We start from the raw sequence: 20,631 nt of genomic DNA, 5'->3' as shown, positions 1-20,631 counted from the left end.
TTCTCCTCCCCAACTTTATCCAAATGTCGCTCAAAAGTGCCATTATTTTGTAATCGTAACGTTACGATTGCATTTGAATGCGCTGGAGTCAAGCTGCTTCCTGCGGGAGTTTGGATTGACCGGGATGTCGAATCCGGTAACGTTGGCGGTCAGCAAAATCAGCCGGCGCTTTCGCAAACGAAGTCGGGCGAACAATGGCCAATCTAAAGCAGATCGCGGCGGAACTTTCCCTCTCGGTGACCACGGTATCCCGCGCTCTGAAGGATGGGCCGGAAGTGCAGCCCTCGACCATAGCCCGCGTCAAGGAGGCGGCTAAGCGGGTCGGCTATTTACCAAATCATCATGGTCGCGCGCTCAAAACCGGTCGAACGCAGACGCTGACGGCAGTACTCCCGATGGAGACACGAGATCATCTGTCCGATCTGTTGAAGCTTCCTTTAATCGAAGGCATGACGCTGGCGGCGCGGCAAGCCGGTTATAGTCTGTCCATCTATTCCACCACTCCCGACGACGATCCCGTCGAGAGTGTGGAGCGGCAGCTCCAGGCGCGCAGCGCAGACGGCCTGATCATCACACGCCTGGTGTCGGCTGATCCGCGCGTCAAGCTGCTGCTGGATAAACGCATGCCATTCGTCGCGTTTGGAAGAACCGACCTGGATATCGCGTATCCTTATGTCGATGTCGACAATGAACAGATTGCCTACGAGGCGACCCGGCGGCTCATGGATAAGGGCTGTCGACGCATTGCGCTGCAACTTCTCGTTCCGGAGGACCAGGCGAGTGCCATGCGTCTTTCCGGGTATGGAAGGGCAATGGCCGAGGCCGGTATTCCGATCGACCAATCGCTGATCGGTCATGGCATGTTCACCATGGAATCGAGCGCAGGCTGGTTCGATCGCTTGCTGGCGTCATCAGATCCGCCGACGGGCTTGGCGTGCGCCAACGAACTGGGCCTTCTGGGAGCGTTGCACGCCCTCGGCAAGCGGGGTCTTACACCAGGCCGCGACGTCCACATCGTCACCCGTGACAGCACGCGGCTGGCACGTTTCCTGCCGGCAAAGATCGGAGTTCATTCCGTGGATATGGCGGGTGTTGGACGCAAACTTATCGAAGTCCTGGAGAGCCGGATCATCAATCCGCTTGGACCGGTGGAGACTGTCTTGGTGCAAGGCAGATTCGAGCCGGCCGAATAGTCCGGGCTGCCCTCAGGGGGCCACCTCGTCTTGAACCGGCCGGATCAGCGCCTTTGCGGCAGCTGCTCCCGCTGCAAGGATGCGATCCGACAATTCCGTCCCTTCCAGGGCGCGGGCCAGTTGAAGCGCGCCGATGAGCGTTGCAAACACACCCAACGCAACGCCCTCTGGATCGTTGGTCGGCGGCAGAGAGTCGGCTATCTGACGCACCAGGGATTGGGCGCGTTCGGCATAGAGGGCCCGCGTTTCAGGCGGCTGCCGCGCTATTTCCGGCAGTAGCGCGGCCGAAGCGCAGCCCTTTCCAGGATTGTCCCGGTGCTCGGCCGATAGATATGCCTCTATGGCCATTTCCGGACCGCCGACGGCCAACGCTTCCTGCACTTGCTGCGACTGCGCGTCCAGGGCCGCCGCCACGCTTTCACGGACGAGCTCCGCCTTGGACTGAAAGTGCGGATAGAAGGCCCCGTTCGTCAGCCCGGCGTCGCTCATGATGGTCGCCAGCCCGGACGCCGCGATGCCGTCAGATCGAAAACGTTCGGCGGCGACCTCCATGATCCGGCTGCGTGACGCGTCTTTTCGGCCCTTTTCGTAGCGCATGTCTTTCTTTCCTGTCCTGCTATTGCATTATGCTCATAACCTGATATTACGACCATAATTCAATTCGTGGAAATAAGCTAGACCTCTCGAACCTGGAACATTAAAAATGGATGGGAATTCTGAAAAAACCGCAATCGTGACCGGAGCCTCCTCGGGCATCGGCCGCGCCAGCGCCGAGGCCTTGGCGCGGGCGGGGTTCACTGTCTTTGGCACAAGTCGCCGCAAGACCAGTAATGGCCCGGAAGGGGTGACCATGCTGGCATGCGACGTGACCGATGATGCGGCCGTCACTGCGCTCGTTGCCACCGTGCTCGCGCAGACCGGCCGGATCGATCTCCTGGTCAACAATGCCGGTGTCGGCCTGCTAGGGGGTGCCGAGGAATCCTCGGTCGCACAGGTACAAGCCCTGTTCGACGTCAATCTGTTCGGCGTCATGCGGATGACCAACGCAGTATTGCCGTCGATGCGGCGGCGCGGCCAAGGGCGCATCATCAATATCGGCTCCATTCTGGGATTGGTACCCGCGCCATACTCAGCGCATTACTCGGCAGTCAAGCACGCGCTCGAAGGCTATTCGGAATCGCTCGACCACGAGGTGCGCGCCTTCAACGTCCGCGTTTCCGTCATCGAGCCGGCATTCGTCCGCACCGTCTTCGACCAGAACGGCATCGAGCCGGATTCGCTGTTGAAGGAATACGATCGGGCTCGAGCCGGGCTCAAGGCGTTGCTGGGCGATGTGATGCCGATAGCCGATCGGCCGGAAGTGGTGGCGAATGTGGTCGTCAAGGCGGCGACCGATGCCCGTCCGCGACGGCGTTACACCGCTGGCAAGGCAGCGCGCCAGGTCAGCCTGCTGCGCCGCTTTGCCCCCGCGGGGATGTTCGACAAGAGCCTGCGCAAGCAGTTCCGCTTGCCGGTCTGAACAACAGAGCCAGGGGATTTCGCGCATATGCGACTAGCAACCACAACACATTTGGTCAGGCCCTTGTGCGCAAACTCATCCTGGCTGGCACGGGGCCGGCCGGTGGCGAAGGCATCGACAAGGTGACGCCGCTGACGATCGTGGACATGATCAAGGGCGCGCTGACCTTGCGGGATCCGAAATACTATCTCTTCTTCACAACGACGCCGAATGGGCGCCGCGCCGCAAACGCATTTCTGCAACGGCTGAAAGAGCGCCGGTCCAACCGGGACAAGGCGGTATCGCTGAGCGCCTTCGGCGCGCAACTCAAGGCGATCAAGGCCTACGGACTCCAGGCGCCGCAAGACCTGAGCGCTATCCGCATTCCCACTTTGGTTGCGAATGGCGACCAGGACAGGATGGTGCCGAGCAGCAATACCTACGATCTCGCCGGGCGTATCCCAGGGGCGCATCTGGTTATCTATCCGGATGCCGGGCATGGCGGGGTAGTTCAGAACTACGCCGATTTCGTCCCGAAAGCCCTGTCCTTCCTCGAGGCTGAGGTCTTGCCGCAGGGCGGCCATGCAACTGAAAACGTTCGGCTTGTTTTGTCGCGGAACACCAACAGACATTCTTAGAAAGTAACTGCCATGAAGGCATTCGTTGTCGATAAATATAATAAAAAGGGCCTTCTGCGGCTGGCCGAAATGCCGGAGCCGCAGCTCCAGGACAGCGATGTCCTGGTCGAGGTTCATGCCGCAGGGGTGAACCTGCTCGATTCCAAGGTCAGAACCGGAGAATTCAAGCTCATCCTGCCCTATCGCCGGCCCTTCATCCTGGGCCACGACGTGGCTGGGAAGGTTATCCGCGTGGGATCGAAAGTCCGCAAGTTCAAGGCCGGCGACGATGTCTATGCGCGGCCGCGCGATGGCCGGATTGGGACATTCGCCGAGTTCATCGCCATGGATGAAGCCGATGTGGCCTTGAAGCCTGAGAATCTCAGCATGGAAGAGGCGGCCTCGATTCCCCTGGTCGGTCTCACCGCCTGGCAGACGCTTATCGACAGGGCAAACCTGAAGAAGGGACAGAAGGTCTTCATCCAGGCTGGTTCCGGGGGCGTGGGAACATTCGCTATTCAGTTGGCCAAGCACCTCGGCGCGACCGTTGCGACAACCGCGAGCGCGTCGAGTGCCGATCTGGTGAAAAGTCTCGGCGCCGATGTTGTCGTCGACTACAGGCAAGAAGACTTCGAGAAGGTTCTGTCGGGCTACGATGTCGTCTTGAACAGCCAGGACGCCAAGACGCTCGAAAAATCCCTGAGCGTGCTGAAACCGGGTGGGAAGCTCATCTCCATCTCGGGTCCACCGGATCCCGAGTTTGCCAGGGAAAAGGGACTGAATTTGATGCTGAGGCTGGTGCTGCGCCTCCTGAGCCGCGGAATTCGGGCCAAAGCCAAGCGCCGTGCCGTGCAGTTTTCGTTCCTTTTCATGTGGGCGCAGGGCGATCAGCTGAGCAAAATCGCCGCTCTAATCGAATCCGGCGCGATCCGCCCGGTTCTGGATCGGGTCTTTCCATTCGAAGCGACCAATGAGGCTCTGGCCTATGTCGAAACAGGACGCGCCAAGGGCAAGGTCGTCATCAAGGTCAGATAGCAGTTGCCTCGAACGCAGCCCTGAGCGTCTCGAACGGCGCCAGGGCGCCGCGCACCTGTACGACGGCGGCGGCGACGCGATGGGCGCGCTGCACCGCCTCAGTCGGCGCATGGCCGGCAAGGCGGGCGGCGAGATAGGCGCCATTGAAGGAGTCGCCGGCGCCGGTGGTGTCGACCGGGGTGGCGACGTGTACCGCCGGCACGGTTTGCAAGGTTCCGTTTTGCGCGATCAGCGCCGGTTCCTCGCCGTTCTTGACGAGGACCTCGCCGACCAGCTTTCGCAGCCGTTCGGCTGTTTCCTGCGGTGTCGTATCACCAAACAGCATCTGCTCGTCGGGAAAGGTGGGTAGCGCGATGTCGGCGACGGCGAGCGCCTCGAGGATCGCGGCCTGCGCTTCCTCGCTTTGGCGCCACAGCCGCGGCCGGTAATTGGGATCGAAGGCGATCAGCGAGCCGGCCGCGCGCGCCTTGGCCACGGCCGTCAGCAGTACCTTGCGCGCACCCTCGTCGAGGATTGCCAAAGTGATTCCGGAAAAATAGACCAGCGCCTGGTTTTCAAGGCTTTTCTGTAAAGCGGCTGGGTCCGAAGCCAACTGCCTCGCGGCCGCATCGGCCCGCCAATAGGTGAACGAACGTTCGGCGCCGGTCAGCGTGATCGCATAGAGGCCGGGGCGGGCGCCCGCTATCACCGGGCTGGCGCCGACGCCGATGCCGTTTTCGGCGAGGAATTTGATCTGGTCGCCCGAGAACGGGTCGTCGCCGAAGGCCGAGACATAGGTCGCCGGCCGCTCGCCGCTCAAGGCATGCAGCGCCCATAAAGTGTTGAACGTGTCGCCGGCAAAGCCCATGCGCCAGTTCGGCCCGGCCTGGCCCGAAAGCTCGAGCATGCACTCGCCGATCGAGGCGACGCCGTTTCCTGCCATGAAGTACTCCTCCATCCGTGCAATTGCGGTGCTGTAGCTTTTTGCGGCCGGCAGCGCCATGCTTGGCGACGGCGGATTCTTGCGCTGGGCGCGATTTCCCACAGGGGCGTGGGACGCGATCTGCCCAGCGAATCGTTATCCGCAGAACAGGAATGGGTTTGGCATCGTTATGGCGTTATCTTCTTGGAGGCTTCGGCCTGGCTGCCTTGCTCGCCGGTGTGCTGGCCGTCGTCTATCTGACGGCGCCGCATGCGCCGCAACCAAGCTCGGACGTCGGCCGTTCAAGGACGACGGCGAACAAGCTGTTCGTGGCGACTTTCGAGCCCGAGAAAGGCGTCATCCGGCAGGGCGAACTGGAGTCCTGGCTGCTCACATTGAAAACCGTCGAGGGTGCGCCGGTGGAAGGTGCTGCGATAACGATTTCCGGCGGCATGCCGCAGCACAAGCACGGTCTGCCGACCAGCCCGCAGGCGACCGATTACCTCGGCGAGGGACGCTATCGCATCGACGGCGTGAAATTCACGATGAGCGGGTGGTGGCAGTTGCATTTTGCCATTTCCGCCGCGGCCGGTTCGGACACTGTCGTCTTCAACGTGGTGCTGTGAGCCATAGATGAGCCGGTTTTCCAGTCTTCTCGCGTTGGTGATGGTGGCCGTGCTCGCCGGCTGCGGCAGGCCGGAGTTTTCCGACGCCGAGAAGCAAACCGTCGCCTCATTGGCGCTGTCCAAGCTGCCGCCGCTGAAGCCCGACACGACCAATCGCTTTGCCGAGGTGCCGGCCGCCGCGGCACTCGGTTCGACGCTGTTCTTCGACACCGGGATGAGCGGCGGCGGCACCGTATCCTGCTCGACCTGCCACAAGATCGACCGCCAGTTCCAGGACGACCTGCCGCAAGCGGTCGGCGTCGGCCGCACCAACCGGCGTACCATGCCGCTGGCCGGCGTCGCGCATGATCCCTGGTTCTTCTGGGACGGGCGGCGCGACAGCCTGTGGGCGCAAGCACTGACGCCGCTCGAAAATCCGCTGGAGCAGGCCGGCAACCGCGCCGCCTTCGCGCATTCCATCAAGGCCCGTTTCGGCGAGCGCTACGAGCGCATCTTCGGGCCGCTGCCGGACCTTTCGGGTGTGCCGGCCAATGCCAGCCCGCTCGGCACCGATGCCGAGAGGGCGGCCTGGAACGCCATGCCGGAGGCGCAAGCCGAGGAGGTCAATCGCGTCTTTGCCAATATCGGCAAGGCGATCGCCGCCTTCGAGCGCTCGATCGCGCCGCCGCAGACACGCTTCGACCGTTTTGCTACCGATCTTGCGGTGGGCGCCGAGCCGCAAGGCGACGCCGTCTTTTCGCCGGAGGAAATCCTCGGCCTGAAGCTGTTCATCGGCAAGGGCAATTGCGTGACCTGCCACAATGGCCCGCGTTTTACCGACGGCAGTTTTCACAACACCGGCGTGCCGCCTGTCGCGGGCCTGCCGCCGGATCGCGGCCGCGTCGACGCGGTGGCGCAGGTCGAGGCCGATCCGTTCAACTGTTTCGGCACCTTTCGCGACGGTGATGCCAGCGCCTGCCGCGAGTTGCGCTTCATGGTCAAGGCCGGGCCGGAACTCATTCGTGGGTATAAGACGCCGTCGCTGCGCGGTGCCGCCACCCGGCCGCCCTACATGCATGCCGGGCAGTTTTCCTCGCTGGACGAAGTGGTGGCGCATTATTCCAAGGCGCCGGCCAGTGTCGAAGGTGTATCCGAGATCCACCCGCTGCAGCTTTCGGACCGCGAACGCGCGGCTCTGGTGGCGTTTTTGAAGACGCTGGCGGAGTGAGGCCGGGTTTGTGTGCGACAAGAGCGGACCACCGTCTTGGGCCGCCAAATAACGTTGACACGATGCAGGGTCGCTGCTCATGATAACCAAGGCGCAAAGTGCGATACCTCAGGCTGTGGGAGGATAAAATGCAGCCACTTGAAATCGACGCCAAGCCTCAACCTGTTTCAATTGACCCCGCCAAGACCGCAGTTCTCGTCGTGGACATGCAGAATGACTTCGGCTCGAAAGGCGGGATGTTCGACAGGGCCGGAATCGACATTTCCGGGATTCAGCGGGCTGTCCGCCCCACCGCCCATCGCGTCGGATGCACCCAGGAGCAATCATGACGCCTCGATCACGCTCGTGCAGACGCTCTTTGGATGGACGTCGTCGTCCGCCCATTTTCTGAGGGCGATCGAAGAGCAATTCCAGGAGCGCCTTCAACGAGCCGGATGACCTGGCGAAGCCCTTGAGCGGCTAGCGGTCCTTCACCGTCTCCATCGCCACGAAGGTCGAGGTCTGGGCGACGTGCGGCAAGGCTGAGATGCGTTCGCCGAGCACGCGGCGGTAGGCGGCGATGTCGGTGGTGCGGACCTTCAGCAGATAGTCGAAGCTCGATGCCATCATGTGGCACTGCTCGATCTCCGGCACCGTCTGCACGGCGCGGTTGAAGGCGTCGAGCGCGGCCGAGCGGGTGTCGGACAGTTTCACCTGGACGAAGGCAACATGGCCTTCGCCCATGCGCTCACGGTCGATGATCGCCTGGTAGCCCCTGATGAACCCGTCCTTCTCCAGCCGCTTCACCCGCGCCTGAACCGGCGTCTTCGACAGGCCGACTTTTGCCGCCAGTTCCGACATGGAAAGCCGGCCGTTGCTGCCCAGGGCCGACAGGATGTTCCTGTCGATGCGGTCCAATTGGTCTTCTCCCATCGGATTCCTGGTCGAATTGGAGGCGATCAGCCCTAATGATAGATCAATCGATCTGTTCTGTCGATTTCTTTGGACCGACTGGAGTCGCTACTTATGTTAGCTTGCGCCATTCGGTCCGGTGACCGCCGGCCCGCTCCCTTGTGCTCGTTCTACAGGTCCGCCATGCCAGCGCTCGACACCATCCGCCAGCAGATCCGTGCCAATTATTTGCCCGACGAAGACCAGGCGGTGAAGCGGCTGGCCGAGGCGGCCGGGCTGTCCGTGCAAGACCGCAAGGCGATTTCGGCCCGTGCCGCCGATCTGGTGCGGGCGGTGCGCGGCTCGTCCGATCCCCGGCTGATGGAAGTGTTCCTGTCCGCCTACGGCCTCTCGACCAAGGAGGGCGTGGCGCTGATGTGCCTGGCCGAGGCGCTGCTGCGGGTGCCCGACACCGAGACGATGGACGACCTCATCGCCGACAAGATTGCGCCGCACGACTGGTCGGCGCATTCGGGCGGTTCGAGTTCGATCTTCATCAATGCATCGACCTGGGCGCTGATGCTGACCGGCCGCGTGCTCGACGAAGGCGAGGGCGGCATCGAAGGCACGCTGCGCGCGATGGTGCGCCGGCTGGGCGAGCCGGTCATCCGCAAGGCAGTCGCCGCCGCCATGCGCGAGATGGGCGAGCAGTTCGTGCTCGGCCGCACCATCGCCGAGGCCGTCAGGCGCGGCCGGCCGATGACCCAGAAGGGCTATCTCTATTCCTTCGACATGCTGGGCGAAGCGGCCCGCACCGAGGCCGACGCGTTGCGCTATCTCAAGGCCTATGCCGACGCCATCTCTTCGCTCGATGCCGGCGCCAACGGCCCCGACATCCGCCAGAACCACGGCATTTCGGTAAAACTGTCGGCGCTTCATCCGCGCTATGAGGTGACACAGAAGGAGAAGATGCTGCCGGTGATGGCCGAGCGGCTTTTGTCGCTGGCACTGGCGGCGCGCCATTCGCGCATGGGACTCAACATCGACGCCGAGGAAGCCGACCGCCTCGATTTGTCGCTCGACGTCATCGAGCGGGTGTTGGCCGAGCCGGAGCTTGCCGGCTGGAACGGTTTTGGCGTCGTCGTCCAGGCCTATGGACCGCGCGCCGCCTTCGTCATCGACTGGCTCTACGCTCTGGCCAGGAAATACGACCGCAGCATCATGGTGCGGCTGGTCAAGGGCGCCTATTGGGACACCGAGATCAAGCGGGCGCAGACGCTCGGGCTCGACGGCTATCCGGTCTTTACCCGCAAGGCCAACACCGACGTCTCCTACTTGGCCTGCGCGAAGAAGCTGTTGTCGATGACCGACCGTATCTATCCGCAATTCGCCACTCACAATGCCCACACCGTCGCCGCCATCCTGTCGATGACGACGGAGCGCGATACATTCGAGTTCCAGCGCCTGCACGGCATGGGCGAAGCGCTGCATGAGACGGTGCGGCGGGCCGAAGGCACGCGCTGCCGCATCTATGCGCCGGTCGGCGCGCATTCCGACCTGCTCGCCTACCTGGTCCGCCGGCTGCTGGAGAACGGCGCCAATTCCTCCTTTGTCCACCAGCTCACCGACGAGGAGGTCGAGCCCGAGGACATTGCCCGCGACCCGCTCGAAACGGTGGAGAAACAAGGCCCCGCCGCCAATCCGGCGATCGTGCCGCCGTCGGCGATCTTTGGCCCCGGCCGGCGCAACTCCAAGGGTTTCGATATCACTGACACGCTGACGCTGGCGGCGATCGACAAGGCCAGGGCCGAGTTCGCCGGGCCGGAGCGCTGGCACGCCAAGCCGGTCAGCCGCGCCGCCGGCTACGGCAAGCAGCGTCCGGTGGTCAATCCGGCAAAACCTTCGGAAGTGGTCGGCACGGTCAGCGAGGCCGGCGCCAAGCAGGTCGAGACCGCCGTGCGCATCGCCGTCGAGGCACAACCGGCATGGGCAAGACACCCCGTCGCCGAGCGCGCCGCCATCCTCAACCGGGCGGCCGATCTCTATGAGGCGAACGCCGTCGAGTTCTTTGCGCTCGCCGCCCGCGAGGCCGGCAAGTCGCTGGCCGACGGCGTTGCCGAGGTGCGCGAGGCGGTCGATTTCCTGCGCTACTATGCGGCCGAGGCCGCCAATGCCGAGGCGGGCACCGAGGCGCGCGGCGCCATCGCCTGCATCTCGCCGTGGAATTTTCCGCTCGCCATCTTCACCGGGCAGATCGCGGCGGCACTCGTCACCGGCAATTCCGTGATCGCCAAGCCGGCCGAGCAGACGCCGCTGATCGCTTTCCGCGCTGTCCAACTGCTGCGCGAGGCCGGCGTACCGGAAGACGTCATCCAGCTTCTGCCCGGCGACGGTCCCTCGGTCGGCGGCCCGCTGACCGCCGATCCGCGCATTGCCGGCGTCTGCTTCACCGGCTCGACCGATGTCGCCAAACTGATCGAAAAGCAGCTAGCCGAGACCGCCGCGCCCGACGCCATGCTGATCGCCGAAACCGGCGGCCTGAACGCCATGATCGTCGATTCCACGGCGCTGCCTGAACAGGCGGTGCGCGATATCCTGGCCTCCGCCTTCCAGAGTGCCGGCCAGCGCTGCTCGGCACTGCGCATTCTCTACGTGCAGAAGGACGTCGAGAAGAAGATGCTGGAGATGCTGAAAGGCGCTATGGAAGCGCTCAGCCTCGGCGACCCCTGGCGGATCTCGACCGATGTCGGCCCGGTCATCGACGACGAGGCACAAGCGTCGATCCGCGACTATTGCACGAAAATGGGCCTGCAGGGCCGGCTGATCGCCAAGCTCGAAGCGCCGAAGGACGGCCGCTTCGTCGCGCCGCACGTCTTTCGGGTCAAGAGCATCGAGGAGTTGGAACGCGAGGTGTTCGGCCCGGTGCTGCACGTCGCCACCTTCGATGCCGACGAGATCGATGCGGTGATCGCCGCGATCAACCGCAAGGGCTACGGCCTGACCTTCGGCCTGCACACCCGCATCGAAGGCCGCGCGCAGCATTTCGTCGACGGCATCCATGCTGGCAACATCTACGTCAACCGCAACCAGATCGGCGCCGTCGTCGGGGCGCAGCCCTTCGGCGGCGAGGGGCTTTCCGGCACCGGACCGAAGGCGGGCGGGCCACATTATCTCCGGCGTTTCCGCAAGGGGCCGGAGGCCGGCACCCATCTTGCCGAAGGCCGCAAGGTGACGGCGACCGAGCTCGCCGACAATCTGCCGGACCCGGCCTTTGGCGGCTGGTCGACGCGGCCGGATCGCGTCGCCATCCTGAGGAAACATCTGCGCGGCAAGGGTGCCGCGGCCATCGGTGCCGCCGCCGGCATCGATTTCGGCCAGGTCGACCTGCCCGGGCCGACCGGCGAGGCCAACACGCTGTCGCTGTCGCCGCGCGGGCGCGTGCTGTGCCTCGGTCCCGACGCGGATACCCTGCTTGCGCAGACGATCCAGGCGCTGGCCGCCGGCAATGCCGTGCTCGCCGTCGCACCTGGCGCGCCTGCGGCACTGTCGGCGCTGACCGGCAAGGGCCTGCCGCTGGCGGCGATCGACGGCCATCCGGACCCGGTCGAAGCGCGCTCGCTGCGGGTCGATGTCGTCGCCTTTTCCGGTACGCCCGAGGCCGCGCGCATCGTGCGCAAGGTCATCGCCGACCGCGCCGGCCCGATCGTACCGCTGGTCAGCGAAGTGTATTATCCGGCCGCCTATGCGCACGAGCGCGCCGTCTGCGTCGACACCACGGCGGCGGGCGGCAATGCCAGCCTGCTGGCCGCGGCATAGGGTTTCGCCAGGGCTCGCTCATCGCGGGCAGGGCGGCGCCGACTCTGCGTGGGGACGGTCGCTACCTGATACCGAGCGGCACCTCGAACTGCCAGGCCGAGCGACCGGCTCCGTCTGGAATCGGGGGAAACGGAGAAGCCCGGCGGACCGCGTCGAGAGCGGCCTTGTCCAGCGCGGCAACGCCTGAACTGCCCGTCAGCCTGGCCGACCGGACGCTGCCGTTCGAACCGACGGTAAAGGCAACCGTGGCTGTGCCCGTGGCGCGCGTGCGTGTCGAATTGAAGGCCCGCACCAGCTTTGATCGGATCTTGCCGGGGTAGTTTGTGACGGCTGCATTGCCGATGCCGGACTTGCCGCCCCTGCTGGCAGTCAGGATCTTGCCGTCCTTCTTGCCGTCGGCCGTGCCGCGCGCGACATCCATTTCGTCACGGCCGCCGGAGCCGGTCTTTTTCTTCTTGGAATCGGCTTTGGCAAGTGCCTTGCCCGCCTTCTTGCGCGAGACCGGCTTTTCAGGCTCGTTTGGTTCGGCTTTCCTGGCCGGCTTGTTCTTTGCGGTTGCCTTCTTCGGCTGCTTGGGCTTCGGCCTTTCCGGCTTCGGTTCTTCCGCCGCGACGACGGTCTCGACCGTCTGAACCGTTTCGGCCGGCGCCGGGTCGGCTGGTGCCGGAGCACTCGTCTCGGCAGGATCGGCCCTTTCGACCGTGCTGACTGGCGGCGGCACGGCATTGTCGTCAGTGGGCACCAGCCTGTCGGTCGCGAGAATGTCGGGCGATGGATCCGGGCGCGCCGGCTCGACAGGCTGGGCAGGCGCGGGCTCGGGGCGATCGGCAAGAGGAGCAGTCTCCGTGACGGCCTCGCTAACCGGCTCGACCACATCTTTTTCCGATGCTTCCGCCACATCGGTGACCGGCTGGAGCGCCTCCTCTGCCGCGGTTGCCTGTGCCTCGACCGTTTCGACGGGCTTGGCGTCGAGCATGGTCACCATCGTTACGTTGGTCACTTCCGGGTCGTCTCCGACATCGCCGGCCGCCTGCTGCGGATCGGCGCCGAGCAGCATTTCGCCTTGCTGGTCGGCACCTTCGATGCTTGGCCTGTCGTCCGGCAGGGTGAGAAAGGCCAGCGCCACCGCTGCGTGAAATGCGCAAGAGCAGGCGATCGCCACCGTCCAGTTGTGGCGCCGCTGCATCTGTCGTGCCTGCCGCAATGGCTCCGCCGGCACCGCAGTCAATTCGCCGTCGGCATCGGCGATGCAACTGTCTTCCGGTCTGTCGCGCGGCGAAACATGCAGCACCCCGCGAGGGATGGCGAAATCGGGATCGTCCGGTTCCGGCGGCAGGAAACCGGCCAATGGCCACGCCAGGGTGTTTCGCGCGAATGCCGGTTCCAGTCCCAAATTCAGACCCCGAAGGCGATGCCGGTCCTGGTCTGCGTCTTCAGCCCGCGCATGCAGGCATTCGGCTCAGCGCCGGCGCATTCCGTGGCGCTGTTGATCAACACGCGGCTGACCTTGCCGCAATCGGTGCCGGCAAGGTCGAAACGCGTCACCTTGGTCTTGCCTGCAGGCAGCAGCCGGTCGACGACGCCGGCCTCGTTGAACAACGCGATCTCGAACGCCGCCTTGGAAAGACCGGCGCCGAGATTGTTGGTGACCACGAAGGTTAGGCGGCAGCCCTTGTCGGATGGCTGCGCGCCGTTCAGCTCGAGGATCAGCGCCGGCGCTTGCTGCTGTGTCCATGCCGGAGCCGCCGCAAGCGACATAGCCACCGCCGCGGCCAACAGACGAAGGGATGCTGTCACGCCTTGCCTCATCGTCAGCCTCCAAACCGCATGGTCGCCGCCAGCTTCAGGGTGACGCCGGGCTCGTAGACGATACTCGTGGTCGACGCGTTCAGTGGGTTGGCGTATTTGACGTCGAACAGATTGTCGGCGCGGAAATCGACCTTGAAATTGTCGGTCGCCTGGTAGCTGGCGAAGGCATTGACCAGCGTATAGTCCTTGGCCACCGCGTTGCCCTGCGGCTTGCCGTTGTATTGCACCTCGCCGCCGACAGTCAGCCTGTCCTCGAGGAAGCGAAAGCCGAGTTGCCCGGTGACCTGGGAGGAGGGGACGGTGACAAGGTCCGCCCGCTCGCCTTCATAGGAAATCGTGTGGCCATCGGTGAACGACGCCGAAAGCCCGGCAAAGCCCCAGGCTGCGTCATAGACGCCCTCCATCTCGAAGCCGTGGATCTTGGCCTTGGCGAAATTCTGATACTGGAAGCAGATCGGGATGCCCGGACCGAACGGGCAGCCGCTGGTCGGGTCGAACGCCGATAGCGTCACGCCGTCGATGTAATCGTCGACATTGTTGTTGAAATAGGCCGCCTTCAGCCGCAGCGCGTCGTCGGCCTCGATGACGCCGTTGGTGCTGTAGTTGACGCCAAACTCCACGGTCTTGCCGGTTTCGGGCTTGAGATTGGGATTGGGGAGGAACGGGAAGCTGACGCCTGCCGGATGATTGCCGCTGATCAGGGTCTCCGATAGCGAAGGGGAACGGTAGCCTTCTGCGTAAGTGCCGTAGAATTGCAGGCCGGAAAGGCTGGCGCTTGCGAAGGGCGAAATGCCCACTGTGATGCGTGGCGACAGCCGGTCGCCAGAGGTTTCGCCGACATCGCTGTCTAGCTTGTAGCTGTCGTAACGCAGCCCGGCGATGACCTCGAGCCAGTCCCAGGTGAGCTTGTCCTGGACGTATGCGCCGGAGACGTTTCTATCGCCCGAGGGCGTGTAGAAACTGTCGCCGCCCGCCGTGCCGCCTGTCTCGACATCGTCGCCAACCCAGTCGCCGCCATAGGTCAGCTCATGCGCGATCCCAACGGTCTCGAATCTCGACGTGTTCCAGATGTCGATGCCGGAGGTGCCGATGTCGAACATCGATTTCGAACCCGCCGGCAAAACCACGGGCAGACCGGTGACCGGATCAAACCGGTTTTGCGCCACAAGGGTCGTCAGATCGAGCTTGGTCTTGTTGTAAGAGGCGTTGATGTGGAGATCGAGCCAGCTCTTGTCTTCGTCGGTGATGTTGTAGCGGGCCGTGAAGGTATTCGCCTTCAGGTCGGCGTCGTTCACCGGCGCGCTGCCGCTGGTCTCGGTCCATCCGTCGTTCGAGCCGATCCAACCGAGCTTCAGCTCGCTGTTTTCGCTGGGGCGGATGGTCGTCTTGAGGAGGCCGCTCAAGACGTCGAAGCCAGTGCCCGCTACAGTGTCGCCGCCGCCATGCTTGTAGTCGTCATAGTCGCGGTAGACGATGTTGCCGAGCACGTCCCAGTTCTCGTTTATCCGGTAGGCGCCGGTGGCGCTGGTGGTCCAGCCTTCACCGTTGGTTTCGTAACGCCCGGTCGCGGATGCCGCCCAGGTCTCGTCGGGCTTGAGGAAATCCTGAGCATCCTTGGTATCGAAAAAGACGACGCCGCCGATCGCCCCGGAGCCGTAGGTATTGGCGACCGGACCGCGGATCACGTCGACGGATTTGATCAATTCGGGATCGATGTAGAAGGTCGATTGCGTGCCGTGATCCGAGCGCTGGAAATTCTGGCGGGCACCGTCGACGATGACGGAGACGCGGCCGAAGTCCTGCAGGCCGCGGATGTTGATGCTGGAGCTGACACGCCTTGCGTCGGCCTGGACGGCGACACCCGGCACACCGAACAGCATGTCGTTGGGCGTCGTCGCCATGCGGCGCTCTAGCTGTTCCTCGTCGACATGGCTGGCTGAAGCAAGCGACTCGATCGCCGTCTCGCCGGTGCGGCTGAGGATCAGGATCTTGTCGAGCAGCGTGGCACCCGCCGGGGCGGGCTTTGCCTGTTCTGGCGGTTGAGACGGGTCAGTCTGCTGCTGGTCGGCTGCCGGTTGGGCAGCCTGCTGGGCGCCGGCCGGTGCGGCGAGCAGCGGGATCGCCGCCGCGCCGGCCAGCAACGCGGCCATTTTGCTTGCCGTCGACCCCACTTTCCTTACCGTCGACCAGTGTGCCAGTCCGCTGCCCGCCGGCCGTCCCCAATTCGCCAACCCCATGCTGCAACTCCAAGAATCCATGTTCGATGCTGGCTGGCTTGGGGCTCGCTGGCATTTTTCATCGCGTCCGGCGTCTTAAATGTTGACTCATTTACTCCGGTATTGCACTGCTAGATAACATGACTATTCGAGTCAAGAATTGAATCGGCATTTCACGCAGGCGCCGAGCCAGATGCCCGGCACAGAACAGGGAGCGAACCCATGAACACGCACAATCCCAGCGACTTTCGCCATCGCGTCCGCCGTTCCGACGAAAATTCCGTCCGTTTCGAACGGGTCCAATCGGCCGTGAGAACGCTGTCCAGCAACACGCTGTTCCAGGGCGAGCACGAGATCGGCATCGAACATCACGGTGCGCTGTATCGGCTGAAGATCACCCGGCAGGGCAAGCTCATCCTCAACAAGTAGGTGGTGGAAATGGACCAGCGCGTAAAACCCGCCCCGCACGAGATCCGACGGGCACGGGTAGACAATCCGAAAATGCGCGAGCGCGACCTCGCCGCCCAACTCGGTATTTCGGAGGCCGAACTGGTCGCCGCGCATTGCGGCGACGGGGTCGTGCGGGTCGAGCCGCGTGTCAACGACCTTTTGACTGGTCTCGAAGCTGTCGGTGAGGTGATGGCGCTGACCCGCAACGAAAGCGCGGTGCACGAGAAGATCGGCGTCTACGACAAGGTCGTCACCGGCAATCACAATGCCATGGTGCTCGGCGAAGACATCGACCTGCGCATCTTCCCGAAAGTCTGGGCGCACGGCTTTGCGGTGGAAAAGCGCGACGGCGCCGACATCCGACGCAGCCTGCAGTTCTTCGACGCCGCAGGCGAGGCGATGCACAAGGTGCATCTCAGGCCCGCATCCAACCTCTACGCCTATCAGAAGCTGGTGGCCGGGCTGGAATCTCCGAACCAGGAACCGACGGTGGCGATTTCAGCGGGCGCGGCTGACGACGAGATCGAGACTGTGGACAATTCGGCCAGCGTCGAGGATCTGCGCGACCGCTGGAGCCAACTAACCGACGTGCATCAGTTCTTCGGCATGCTGAAGACACTGAAGCTCAGCCGCCGGCAGGCGGTGCGCTTGGTCGGCCAGGATTATGCCTGGCTGGTCGATAACGATGCGGTGAGCGCCATGTTCAACCACGCCGCCGCTGGCGCCATGCCGATCATGTGCTTTGTCGGCAATCGCGGCTGCATCCAGATCCATTCCGGCCCCGTCGCCTCGATCAAGCCGATGGGACCATGGCTCAATGTGCTCGACGAGACCTTCCATCTGCACCTGCGGACCGACCACATCGATGAGGTCTGGGCCGTGCGTAAGCCGACCAAGGACGGCCATGTCACGTCGCTCGAAGTCTATGGCACCGACGGCAAGATGATCATCCAGTTCTTCGGTAAGCGGCATGAGGGCGAAAGCGAGCGCGAAGACTGGCGCTTTCTGGCCGAAAACCTGCCGCGTATCCCAAGCCCGACCGCAGCCTGAGGAAACGATGATGGCTCTTTTCTCCAGGCTGGTCTCCAGGTCGGCGCTTGGTCCTGCGGCCGCTGTTTTCCTGGCGTTCGCCGTGCTGATGCCGGCTCAGGCCGCCGAAGGCATCGCGACTTTTGCCGACCGCTCGAGGATCGTGGCCATCGGCGGCTCGATCACCGAGATCGTCTACGCGCTTGGCGAACAGGATCGCCTTGTCGCGCGCGATTCGACCAGCCGCTATCCGCAAGCGGCGGCGGAACTGCCGGATGTCGGCTACATGCGCCAGCTGTCGCCGGAGGGTGTGCTGTCGGTCAATCCGTCGGGTATATTGGCCCTGCACGGAAGCGGACCGAAGGAAGCCGTCGACGTGCTGAAGAAATCGAGCATCCCGTTCATCGAGGTGCCCGAGCGCTATGATAATCAAGGCATTCTGGAAAAGATCCACATCGTCGGCAAGGCGCTCGGCGTCGAGGCCAAGGCCGATGCCCTGGCAGCCCAGATCGACGCCAAGCTGAAGGCAGCCGAAAAGCAGACCGCCTCGATCAAGGAGCGCAAGCGCATCCTGTTCGTGCTGTCGATGCAGGGCGGCAAGCTGCTTGCCGCCGGCAGCGACACCGCAGCCGACGGCATCATCAAGCTTGCGGGCGGCATCAACGCCATCGACGGCTTTGCCGGCTACAAGCAATTGTCGGACGAGGCAGTCATCACCGCTAGGCCGGACGTGATCCTGATGATGAACAATGCCGGACCGGCCACCGCGGATGACGAATTGTTTTCGAACCCTGTCGTGGCTTCGACGCCGGCGGGTGCCGCCCGCAAGCTGATCCGCATGGACGGCGGCTATCTGCTCGGCTTCGGCCCGCGCACGGCCGACGCTATCCACGATCTCGCCGTCTCGCTCTATGGCGGCCAGGTCACGGATTGAGCGCGATGGCCGATCATTCGATCGCTGATGCGGCGGGCATCATGGCGACGGCAGCCGAGGGTGACCGTTCGCGGCGCGCCCGCCTCGTCATCGTGCTGCTCTGCGTCGGGCTGGCTATCGCCGTGCTGTTGTCACTGACCTCCGGCGCATCCGATGCCTCGGCCATCGGCGTCATGCACGACTGGCTGTTCGGCGCGTTGCCCGGCGACGCGGCATTGAGCGCCCGCGACCATGTGATCATCCATGACATCCGTCTGCCGCGCGTCATTCTGGGCGTACTGGTCGGCGCATCGCTTGCCGTCTCCGGTGCCGTCATGCAGGGTTTGTTCCGCAATCCGCTGGCCGACCCCGGCCTGATCGGCGTTTCGGCCGGATCGAGCCTCGGTGCGGTCGCCGTCATCGTGCTTGGCTCGACCATGCTGGCGCCGCTGACCTCGGCGCTCGGCACGCTGGCTCTGCCGCTGGCTGCGTTCTGCGGCGGGCTGGCGACGACATTGCTGCTCTATCAGGTCGCGACACGGCAAGGCCGGACCTCGGTCGCCACCATGCTGCTCGCCGGCATCGCGCTGGCGGCGCTTGCCATGGCGCTGACCGGCATCCTGATCTTCATGGCCGACGACCGGCAATTGCGCGACCTGACCTTTTGGCAGCTCGGCTCGCTGGGCGGCGCAACCTGGCAAAAAATCGGCTCCGTCGGGCCGATCATCGTGCTGGCGCTGGCGGCAATGCCGTTCCTGGCGCGCGGCCTCAACGCGCTGGCGCTTGGCGAGGCGACGGCCGGCCATCTCGGCATTCCGGTGCAGCGGCTGAAATACACCGCGATCGTCGGCGTCTCGGCAGCGGTCGGCGCGTCGGTCGCCGTCAGCGGCGGCATCGGTTTTGTCGGCATCGTCGTGCCGCATTTGCTGCGCCTGCTGATCGGCCCCGACAACCGTTACCTGCTGCCGGCATCGGCGCTGCTCGGCGCCGCGCTGCTGCTGTTGGCTGACGCCGTTGCCCGCACCATCGTTGCCCCGGCCGAATTGCCGATTGGGATCGTCACCGCGGTCGCCGGTGCCCCGTTCTTCCTGTGGATCCTGCTGCGCAAGCGCGGCGTCATCGACCTGTGAAAGTTTGCCTATGATCGAAGCGCGCGATGTCTCGGTGGCGATCGGCGGCAAGCGCATTGTCGCCAATGTCGATTTCGAGGCGCGGCCGGGCGAAATCGCGGCCATTGTCGGCCCCAACGGTTCGGGCAAGACGACCTTCCTCAGAGCACTGTCCGGCGATCTTGGCTATTCGGGAGAGGTCACCATCAACGGCCGCAATCTATCGGCGATGAAGCCGGTCGAGGCGGCGACGGTGCGCGCGGTGCTGCCGCAGGCGACGACGCTGTCCTTCCCGTTCACTGTGCGTGAGATCGTCAGGCTGGGCCTGGTCGGCGGGCGCTCCGGCGCGCTGCCCGGCGAGGACCAGCGCCTGCCCGAACGCGCGCTGGCGCGCGTCGACCTCGACGGTTTTGCCGGCCGCTTCTACCAGGAATTGTCCGGCGGCGAGCAGCAGCGCGTGCAGCTTGCCCGCGTACTCTGCCAGGTCTGGGCGCCGGTGCTCGACGGCAAGCCGCGCTATTTGTTCCTCGATGAGCCGGTGTCCAGCCTCGACATCAAACACCAGCTGATCATCATGGACATCGCGCGTGATTTCGCCAGACGGGGCGGCGGCGTGGTCGCCATCCTGCACGACCTCAATTTGACGGCGATGTATGCCGACCGGATTTTCGTCATGCATCGCGGCAGGCTCGCCGCTACAGGTTCGCCGCAACAGGTACTCAGCGACGAGCTGATCGAAAAGGTCTTCGATTGCCGGCTGAAGGTCGGCGTGTTGCCGGCAGGAAACATGCCGTTCGTTTTGCCGCAATCGGCAGCTTAGGCAATCAGAAAAATCAGGCGGCCGGCGCCCGTTGCACCAGCATGTCGATGCCGAGCAGGTGTCGCACATTCGGGCGCGCCGCCACCAGATCGGCGATCGTGTAGCGCGACAGCACGGCGAAGAAGGCGTTGAGCGCTTCGCGCAATGCCGAATTCAAGGCGCAGCTGTCGACCAGCGGGCATTCGGCGGCGTCGTTCTCGAAGCACTCGGCCATGGCAAAGCTTTCCTCCGTCACCCGCACGACATCGAACAGGCTGATCGTTTCGGCCGCGCGACCGAGCCTGACGCCGCCATTCCTGCCGCGCACCGTTTCGATCAAGCCGTTTTCGACCAGTGGCTGCAGGATCTTGAACAGGAAAAGTTCCGATACCGAATAGGCGGCGGCGATCTCGGGGATGCGGCTCAGCCGTTCGGTATTGGCGGCGCAATACATCAGAATGCGCATGGCGTAGTTGGTCTGACGGGTAAGCCGCATTGTGTCCTCACATAGCAGTGGTTGGGGTCAATATGGCCTATAGTTTG

At 64.0% G+C, this 20,631-nt stretch carries 19 protein-coding genes and 1 pseudogene; 13 read left to right on the top strand and 7 right to left on the bottom strand.

Annotation, left to right across the window (positions count from 1 at the left end):
- Positions 1-194 precede the first annotated feature (194 nt).
- Entirely contained in the window at positions 195-1,193 is a 999-nt protein-coding gene (locus tag NKI01_RS01905; protein ID WP_023719991.1) for a LacI family DNA-binding transcriptional regulator, read from the top strand.
- A 12-nt stretch (positions 1,194-1,205) separates the two neighbouring features.
- On the opposite strand, the gene NKI01_RS01900 is transcribed toward NKI01_RS01905, so the two are convergent.
- On the bottom strand, positions 1,206-1,790 hold the full coding sequence (locus tag NKI01_RS01900) for a TetR/AcrR family transcriptional regulator (protein WP_352937387.1): 585 nt from the start codon (positions 1,788-1,790) through the stop codon (positions 1,206-1,208).
- Positions 1,791-1,896: 106 nt separating this feature from the next.
- On the opposite strand from NKI01_RS01900, the gene NKI01_RS01895 reads away from it, so the two are divergent.
- The 3 genes and pseudogenes from NKI01_RS01895 to NKI01_RS01885 all read left to right on the top strand — a co-directional run bounded on the left by NKI01_RS01895 (position 1,897) and on the right by NKI01_RS01885 (position 4,343).
- Positions 1,897-2,712 (top strand): oxidoreductase, encoded by an 816-nt coding sequence (locus NKI01_RS01895; protein ID WP_352791370.1) that lies wholly within the window; start codon positions 1,897-1,899, stop codon positions 2,710-2,712.
- Positions 2,713-2,774: 62 nt separating this feature from the next.
- A pseudogene (locus tag NKI01_RS01890) lies at positions 2,775-3,251 on the top strand (alpha/beta fold hydrolase); the annotation flags it as partial.
- 90 nt (positions 3,252-3,341) lie between these two features.
- Entirely contained in the window at positions 3,342-4,343 is a 1,002-nt protein-coding gene (locus tag NKI01_RS01885; RefSeq protein WP_352961645.1) for an NADP-dependent oxidoreductase, read from the top strand.
- Here the strand turns inward: NKI01_RS01885 and NKI01_RS01880 are convergent.
- A complete protein-coding gene (locus NKI01_RS01880) occupies positions 4,336-5,265 on the bottom strand; it encodes a sugar kinase (RefSeq protein WP_352961642.1) in 930 nt (309 codons plus the stop codon). The two genes, NKI01_RS01885 and NKI01_RS01880, sit on opposite strands and share 8 nt — an antisense overlap.
- A 158-nt stretch (positions 5,266-5,423) precedes the next feature.
- Here NKI01_RS01880 and NKI01_RS01875 point away from each other — a divergent pair, with 158 nt between their 5' ends.
- The 3 genes from NKI01_RS01875 to NKI01_RS01865 all read left to right on the top strand — a co-directional run bounded on the left by NKI01_RS01875 (position 5,424) and on the right by NKI01_RS01865 (position 7,406).
- A complete protein-coding gene (locus NKI01_RS01875) occupies positions 5,424-5,870 on the top strand; it encodes a FixH family protein (protein WP_023719997.1) in 447 nt (148 codons plus the stop codon).
- 7 nt (positions 5,871-5,877) lie between these two features.
- Positions 5,878-7,077 (top strand): cytochrome-c peroxidase, encoded by a 1,200-nt coding sequence (locus NKI01_RS01870; protein ID WP_352961639.1) that lies wholly within the window; start codon positions 5,878-5,880, stop codon positions 7,075-7,077.
- Between the two features lie 128 nt (positions 7,078-7,205).
- A complete protein-coding gene (locus NKI01_RS01865; RefSeq protein WP_031194293.1) occupies positions 7,206-7,406 on the top strand; it encodes a hypothetical protein in 201 nt (66 codons plus the stop codon).
- 130 nt (positions 7,407-7,536) lie between these two features.
- Here the strand turns inward: NKI01_RS01865 and NKI01_RS01860 are convergent, their stop codons facing one another.
- Positions 7,537-7,989, bottom strand: a complete 453-nt coding sequence (locus NKI01_RS01860) for an Lrp/AsnC family transcriptional regulator (protein ID WP_352484209.1) — start codon at positions 7,987-7,989, stop codon at positions 7,537-7,539.
- A 162-nt stretch (positions 7,990-8,151) separates the two neighbouring features.
- Here NKI01_RS01860 and putA point away from each other — a divergent pair, with 162 nt between their 5' ends.
- On the top strand, positions 8,152-11,763 hold the full coding sequence (gene putA, locus NKI01_RS01855; RefSeq protein ID WP_352961636.1) for a bifunctional proline dehydrogenase/L-glutamate gamma-semialdehyde dehydrogenase PutA: 3,612 nt from the start codon (positions 8,152-8,154) through the stop codon (positions 11,761-11,763).
- A 61-nt stretch (positions 11,764-11,824) separates the two neighbouring features.
- Here putA and NKI01_RS01850 read toward each other — a convergent pair whose 3' ends face one another.
- From NKI01_RS01850 to NKI01_RS01840, 3 genes are read right to left on the bottom strand one after another with little or no spacing between them, the layout of a single operon-like run.
- Complete coding sequence (locus tag NKI01_RS01850; protein ID WP_352495976.1) at positions 11,825-13,111, bottom strand: energy transducer TonB family protein; 1,287 nt, start codon at positions 13,109-13,111, stop codon at positions 11,825-11,827.
- A gap of 47 nt (positions 13,112-13,158) precedes the next feature.
- A complete protein-coding gene (locus tag NKI01_RS01845) occupies positions 13,159-13,572 on the bottom strand; it encodes a hypothetical protein (RefSeq protein WP_352495977.1) in 414 nt (137 codons plus the stop codon).
- Between the two features lie 2 nt (positions 13,573-13,574).
- On the bottom strand, positions 13,575-15,722 hold the full coding sequence (locus tag NKI01_RS01840; RefSeq protein ID WP_352495989.1) for a TonB-dependent hemoglobin/transferrin/lactoferrin family receptor: 2,148 nt from the start codon (positions 15,720-15,722) through the stop codon (positions 13,575-13,577).
- 288 nt (positions 15,723-16,010) lie between these two features.
- On the opposite strand from NKI01_RS01840, the gene hemP reads away from it, so the two are divergent.
- The 5 genes from hemP to NKI01_RS01815 are packed head-to-tail and all read left to right on the top strand — an operon-like array spanning position 16,011 to position 20,109.
- Positions 16,011-16,217 carry a hemin uptake protein HemP gene (gene hemP, locus NKI01_RS01835; protein WP_352495978.1) on the top strand — a complete coding sequence of 69 codons (207 nt, stop codon included), beginning with the start codon at positions 16,011-16,013 and terminating at the stop codon, positions 16,215-16,217.
- 9 nt (positions 16,218-16,226) lie between these two features.
- Positions 16,227-17,288: a hemin-degrading factor gene (locus NKI01_RS01830; protein ID WP_352640447.1), complete on the top strand. Its 1,062-nt coding sequence runs from the start codon at positions 16,227-16,229 to the stop codon at positions 17,286-17,288.
- A 10-nt stretch (positions 17,289-17,298) separates the two neighbouring features.
- Entirely contained in the window at positions 17,299-18,201 is a 903-nt protein-coding gene (locus NKI01_RS01825; RefSeq protein ID WP_352590216.1) for a heme/hemin ABC transporter substrate-binding protein, read from the top strand.
- Positions 18,202-18,206: 5 nt separating this feature from the next.
- A complete protein-coding gene (locus NKI01_RS01820; RefSeq protein ID WP_352484214.1) occupies positions 18,207-19,310 on the top strand; it encodes a FecCD family ABC transporter permease in 1,104 nt (367 codons plus the stop codon).
- A gap of 10 nt (positions 19,311-19,320) precedes the next feature.
- A complete protein-coding gene (locus NKI01_RS01815; protein ID WP_023720009.1) occupies positions 19,321-20,109 on the top strand; it encodes a heme ABC transporter ATP-binding protein in 789 nt (262 codons plus the stop codon).
- Positions 20,110-20,122: 13 nt separating this feature from the next.
- Here NKI01_RS01815 and rirA read toward each other — a convergent pair whose 3' ends face one another.
- Positions 20,123-20,584: an iron-responsive transcriptional regulator RirA gene (gene rirA, locus NKI01_RS01810; protein ID WP_023720010.1), complete on the bottom strand. Its 462-nt coding sequence runs from the start codon at positions 20,582-20,584 to the stop codon at positions 20,123-20,125.
- Positions 20,585-20,631: the final 47 nt, after the last annotated feature.

Origin of the sequence: Mesorhizobium sp. M0815, assembly GCF_040319995.1 — a bacterium.
Taxonomy (GTDB): Bacteria; Pseudomonadota; Alphaproteobacteria; order Rhizobiales; family Rhizobiaceae; genus Mesorhizobium.
This window is presented reverse-complemented; position numbering and strand designations above follow the sequence as displayed.

What these genes read in the sequence shown, in the direction of transcription:
- NKI01_RS01905 (WP_023719991.1), top strand. Translation starts at nt 195, where the DNA reads ATGGCCAATCTAAAGCAGATCGCGGCGGAACTTTCCCTCTCGGTGACC.
- NKI01_RS01900 (WP_352937387.1), bottom strand. Translation starts at nt 1,790, where the DNA reads ATGCGCTACGAAAAGGGCCGAAAAGACGCGTCACGCAGCCGGATCATG.
- NKI01_RS01895 (WP_352791370.1), top strand. Translation starts at nt 1,897, where the DNA reads ATGGATGGGAATTCTGAAAAAACCGCAATCGTGACCGGAGCCTCCTCG.
- NKI01_RS01885 (WP_352961645.1), top strand. Translation starts at nt 3,342, where the DNA reads ATGAAGGCATTCGTTGTCGATAAATATAATAAAAAGGGCCTTCTGCGG.
- NKI01_RS01880 (WP_352961642.1), bottom strand. Translation starts at nt 5,265, where the DNA reads ATGGCAGGAAACGGCGTCGCCTCGATCGGCGAGTGCATGCTCGAGCTT.
- NKI01_RS01870 (WP_352961639.1), top strand. Translation starts at nt 5,878, where the DNA reads ATGAGCCGGTTTTCCAGTCTTCTCGCGTTGGTGATGGTGGCCGTGCTC.
- NKI01_RS01865 (WP_031194293.1), top strand. Translation starts at nt 7,206, where the DNA reads ATGCAGCCACTTGAAATCGACGCCAAGCCTCAACCTGTTTCAATTGAC.
- NKI01_RS01860 (WP_352484209.1), bottom strand. Translation starts at nt 7,989, where the DNA reads ATGGGAGAAGACCAATTGGACCGCATCGACAGGAACATCCTGTCGGCC.
- putA (WP_352961636.1), top strand. Translation starts at nt 8,152, where the DNA reads ATGCCAGCGCTCGACACCATCCGCCAGCAGATCCGTGCCAATTATTTG.
- NKI01_RS01845 (WP_352495977.1), bottom strand. Translation starts at nt 13,572, where the DNA reads ATGAGGCAAGGCGTGACAGCATCCCTTCGTCTGTTGGCCGCGGCGGTG.
- NKI01_RS01840 (WP_352495989.1), bottom strand. Translation starts at nt 15,722, where the DNA reads ATGGCCGCGTTGCTGGCCGGCGCGGCGGCGATCCCGCTGCTCGCCGCA.
- hemP (WP_352495978.1), top strand. Translation starts at nt 16,011, where the DNA reads ATGAACACGCACAATCCCAGCGACTTTCGCCATCGCGTCCGCCGTTCC.
- NKI01_RS01830 (WP_352640447.1), top strand. Translation starts at nt 16,227, where the DNA reads ATGGACCAGCGCGTAAAACCCGCCCCGCACGAGATCCGACGGGCACGG.
- NKI01_RS01825 (WP_352590216.1), top strand. Translation starts at nt 17,299, where the DNA reads ATGGCTCTTTTCTCCAGGCTGGTCTCCAGGTCGGCGCTTGGTCCTGCG.
- NKI01_RS01820 (WP_352484214.1), top strand. Translation starts at nt 18,207, where the DNA reads ATGGCCGATCATTCGATCGCTGATGCGGCGGGCATCATGGCGACGGCA.
- NKI01_RS01815 (WP_023720009.1), top strand. Translation starts at nt 19,321, where the DNA reads ATGATCGAAGCGCGCGATGTCTCGGTGGCGATCGGCGGCAAGCGCATT.
- rirA (WP_023720010.1), bottom strand. Translation starts at nt 20,584, where the DNA reads ATGCGGCTTACCCGTCAGACCAACTACGCCATGCGCATTCTGATGTAT.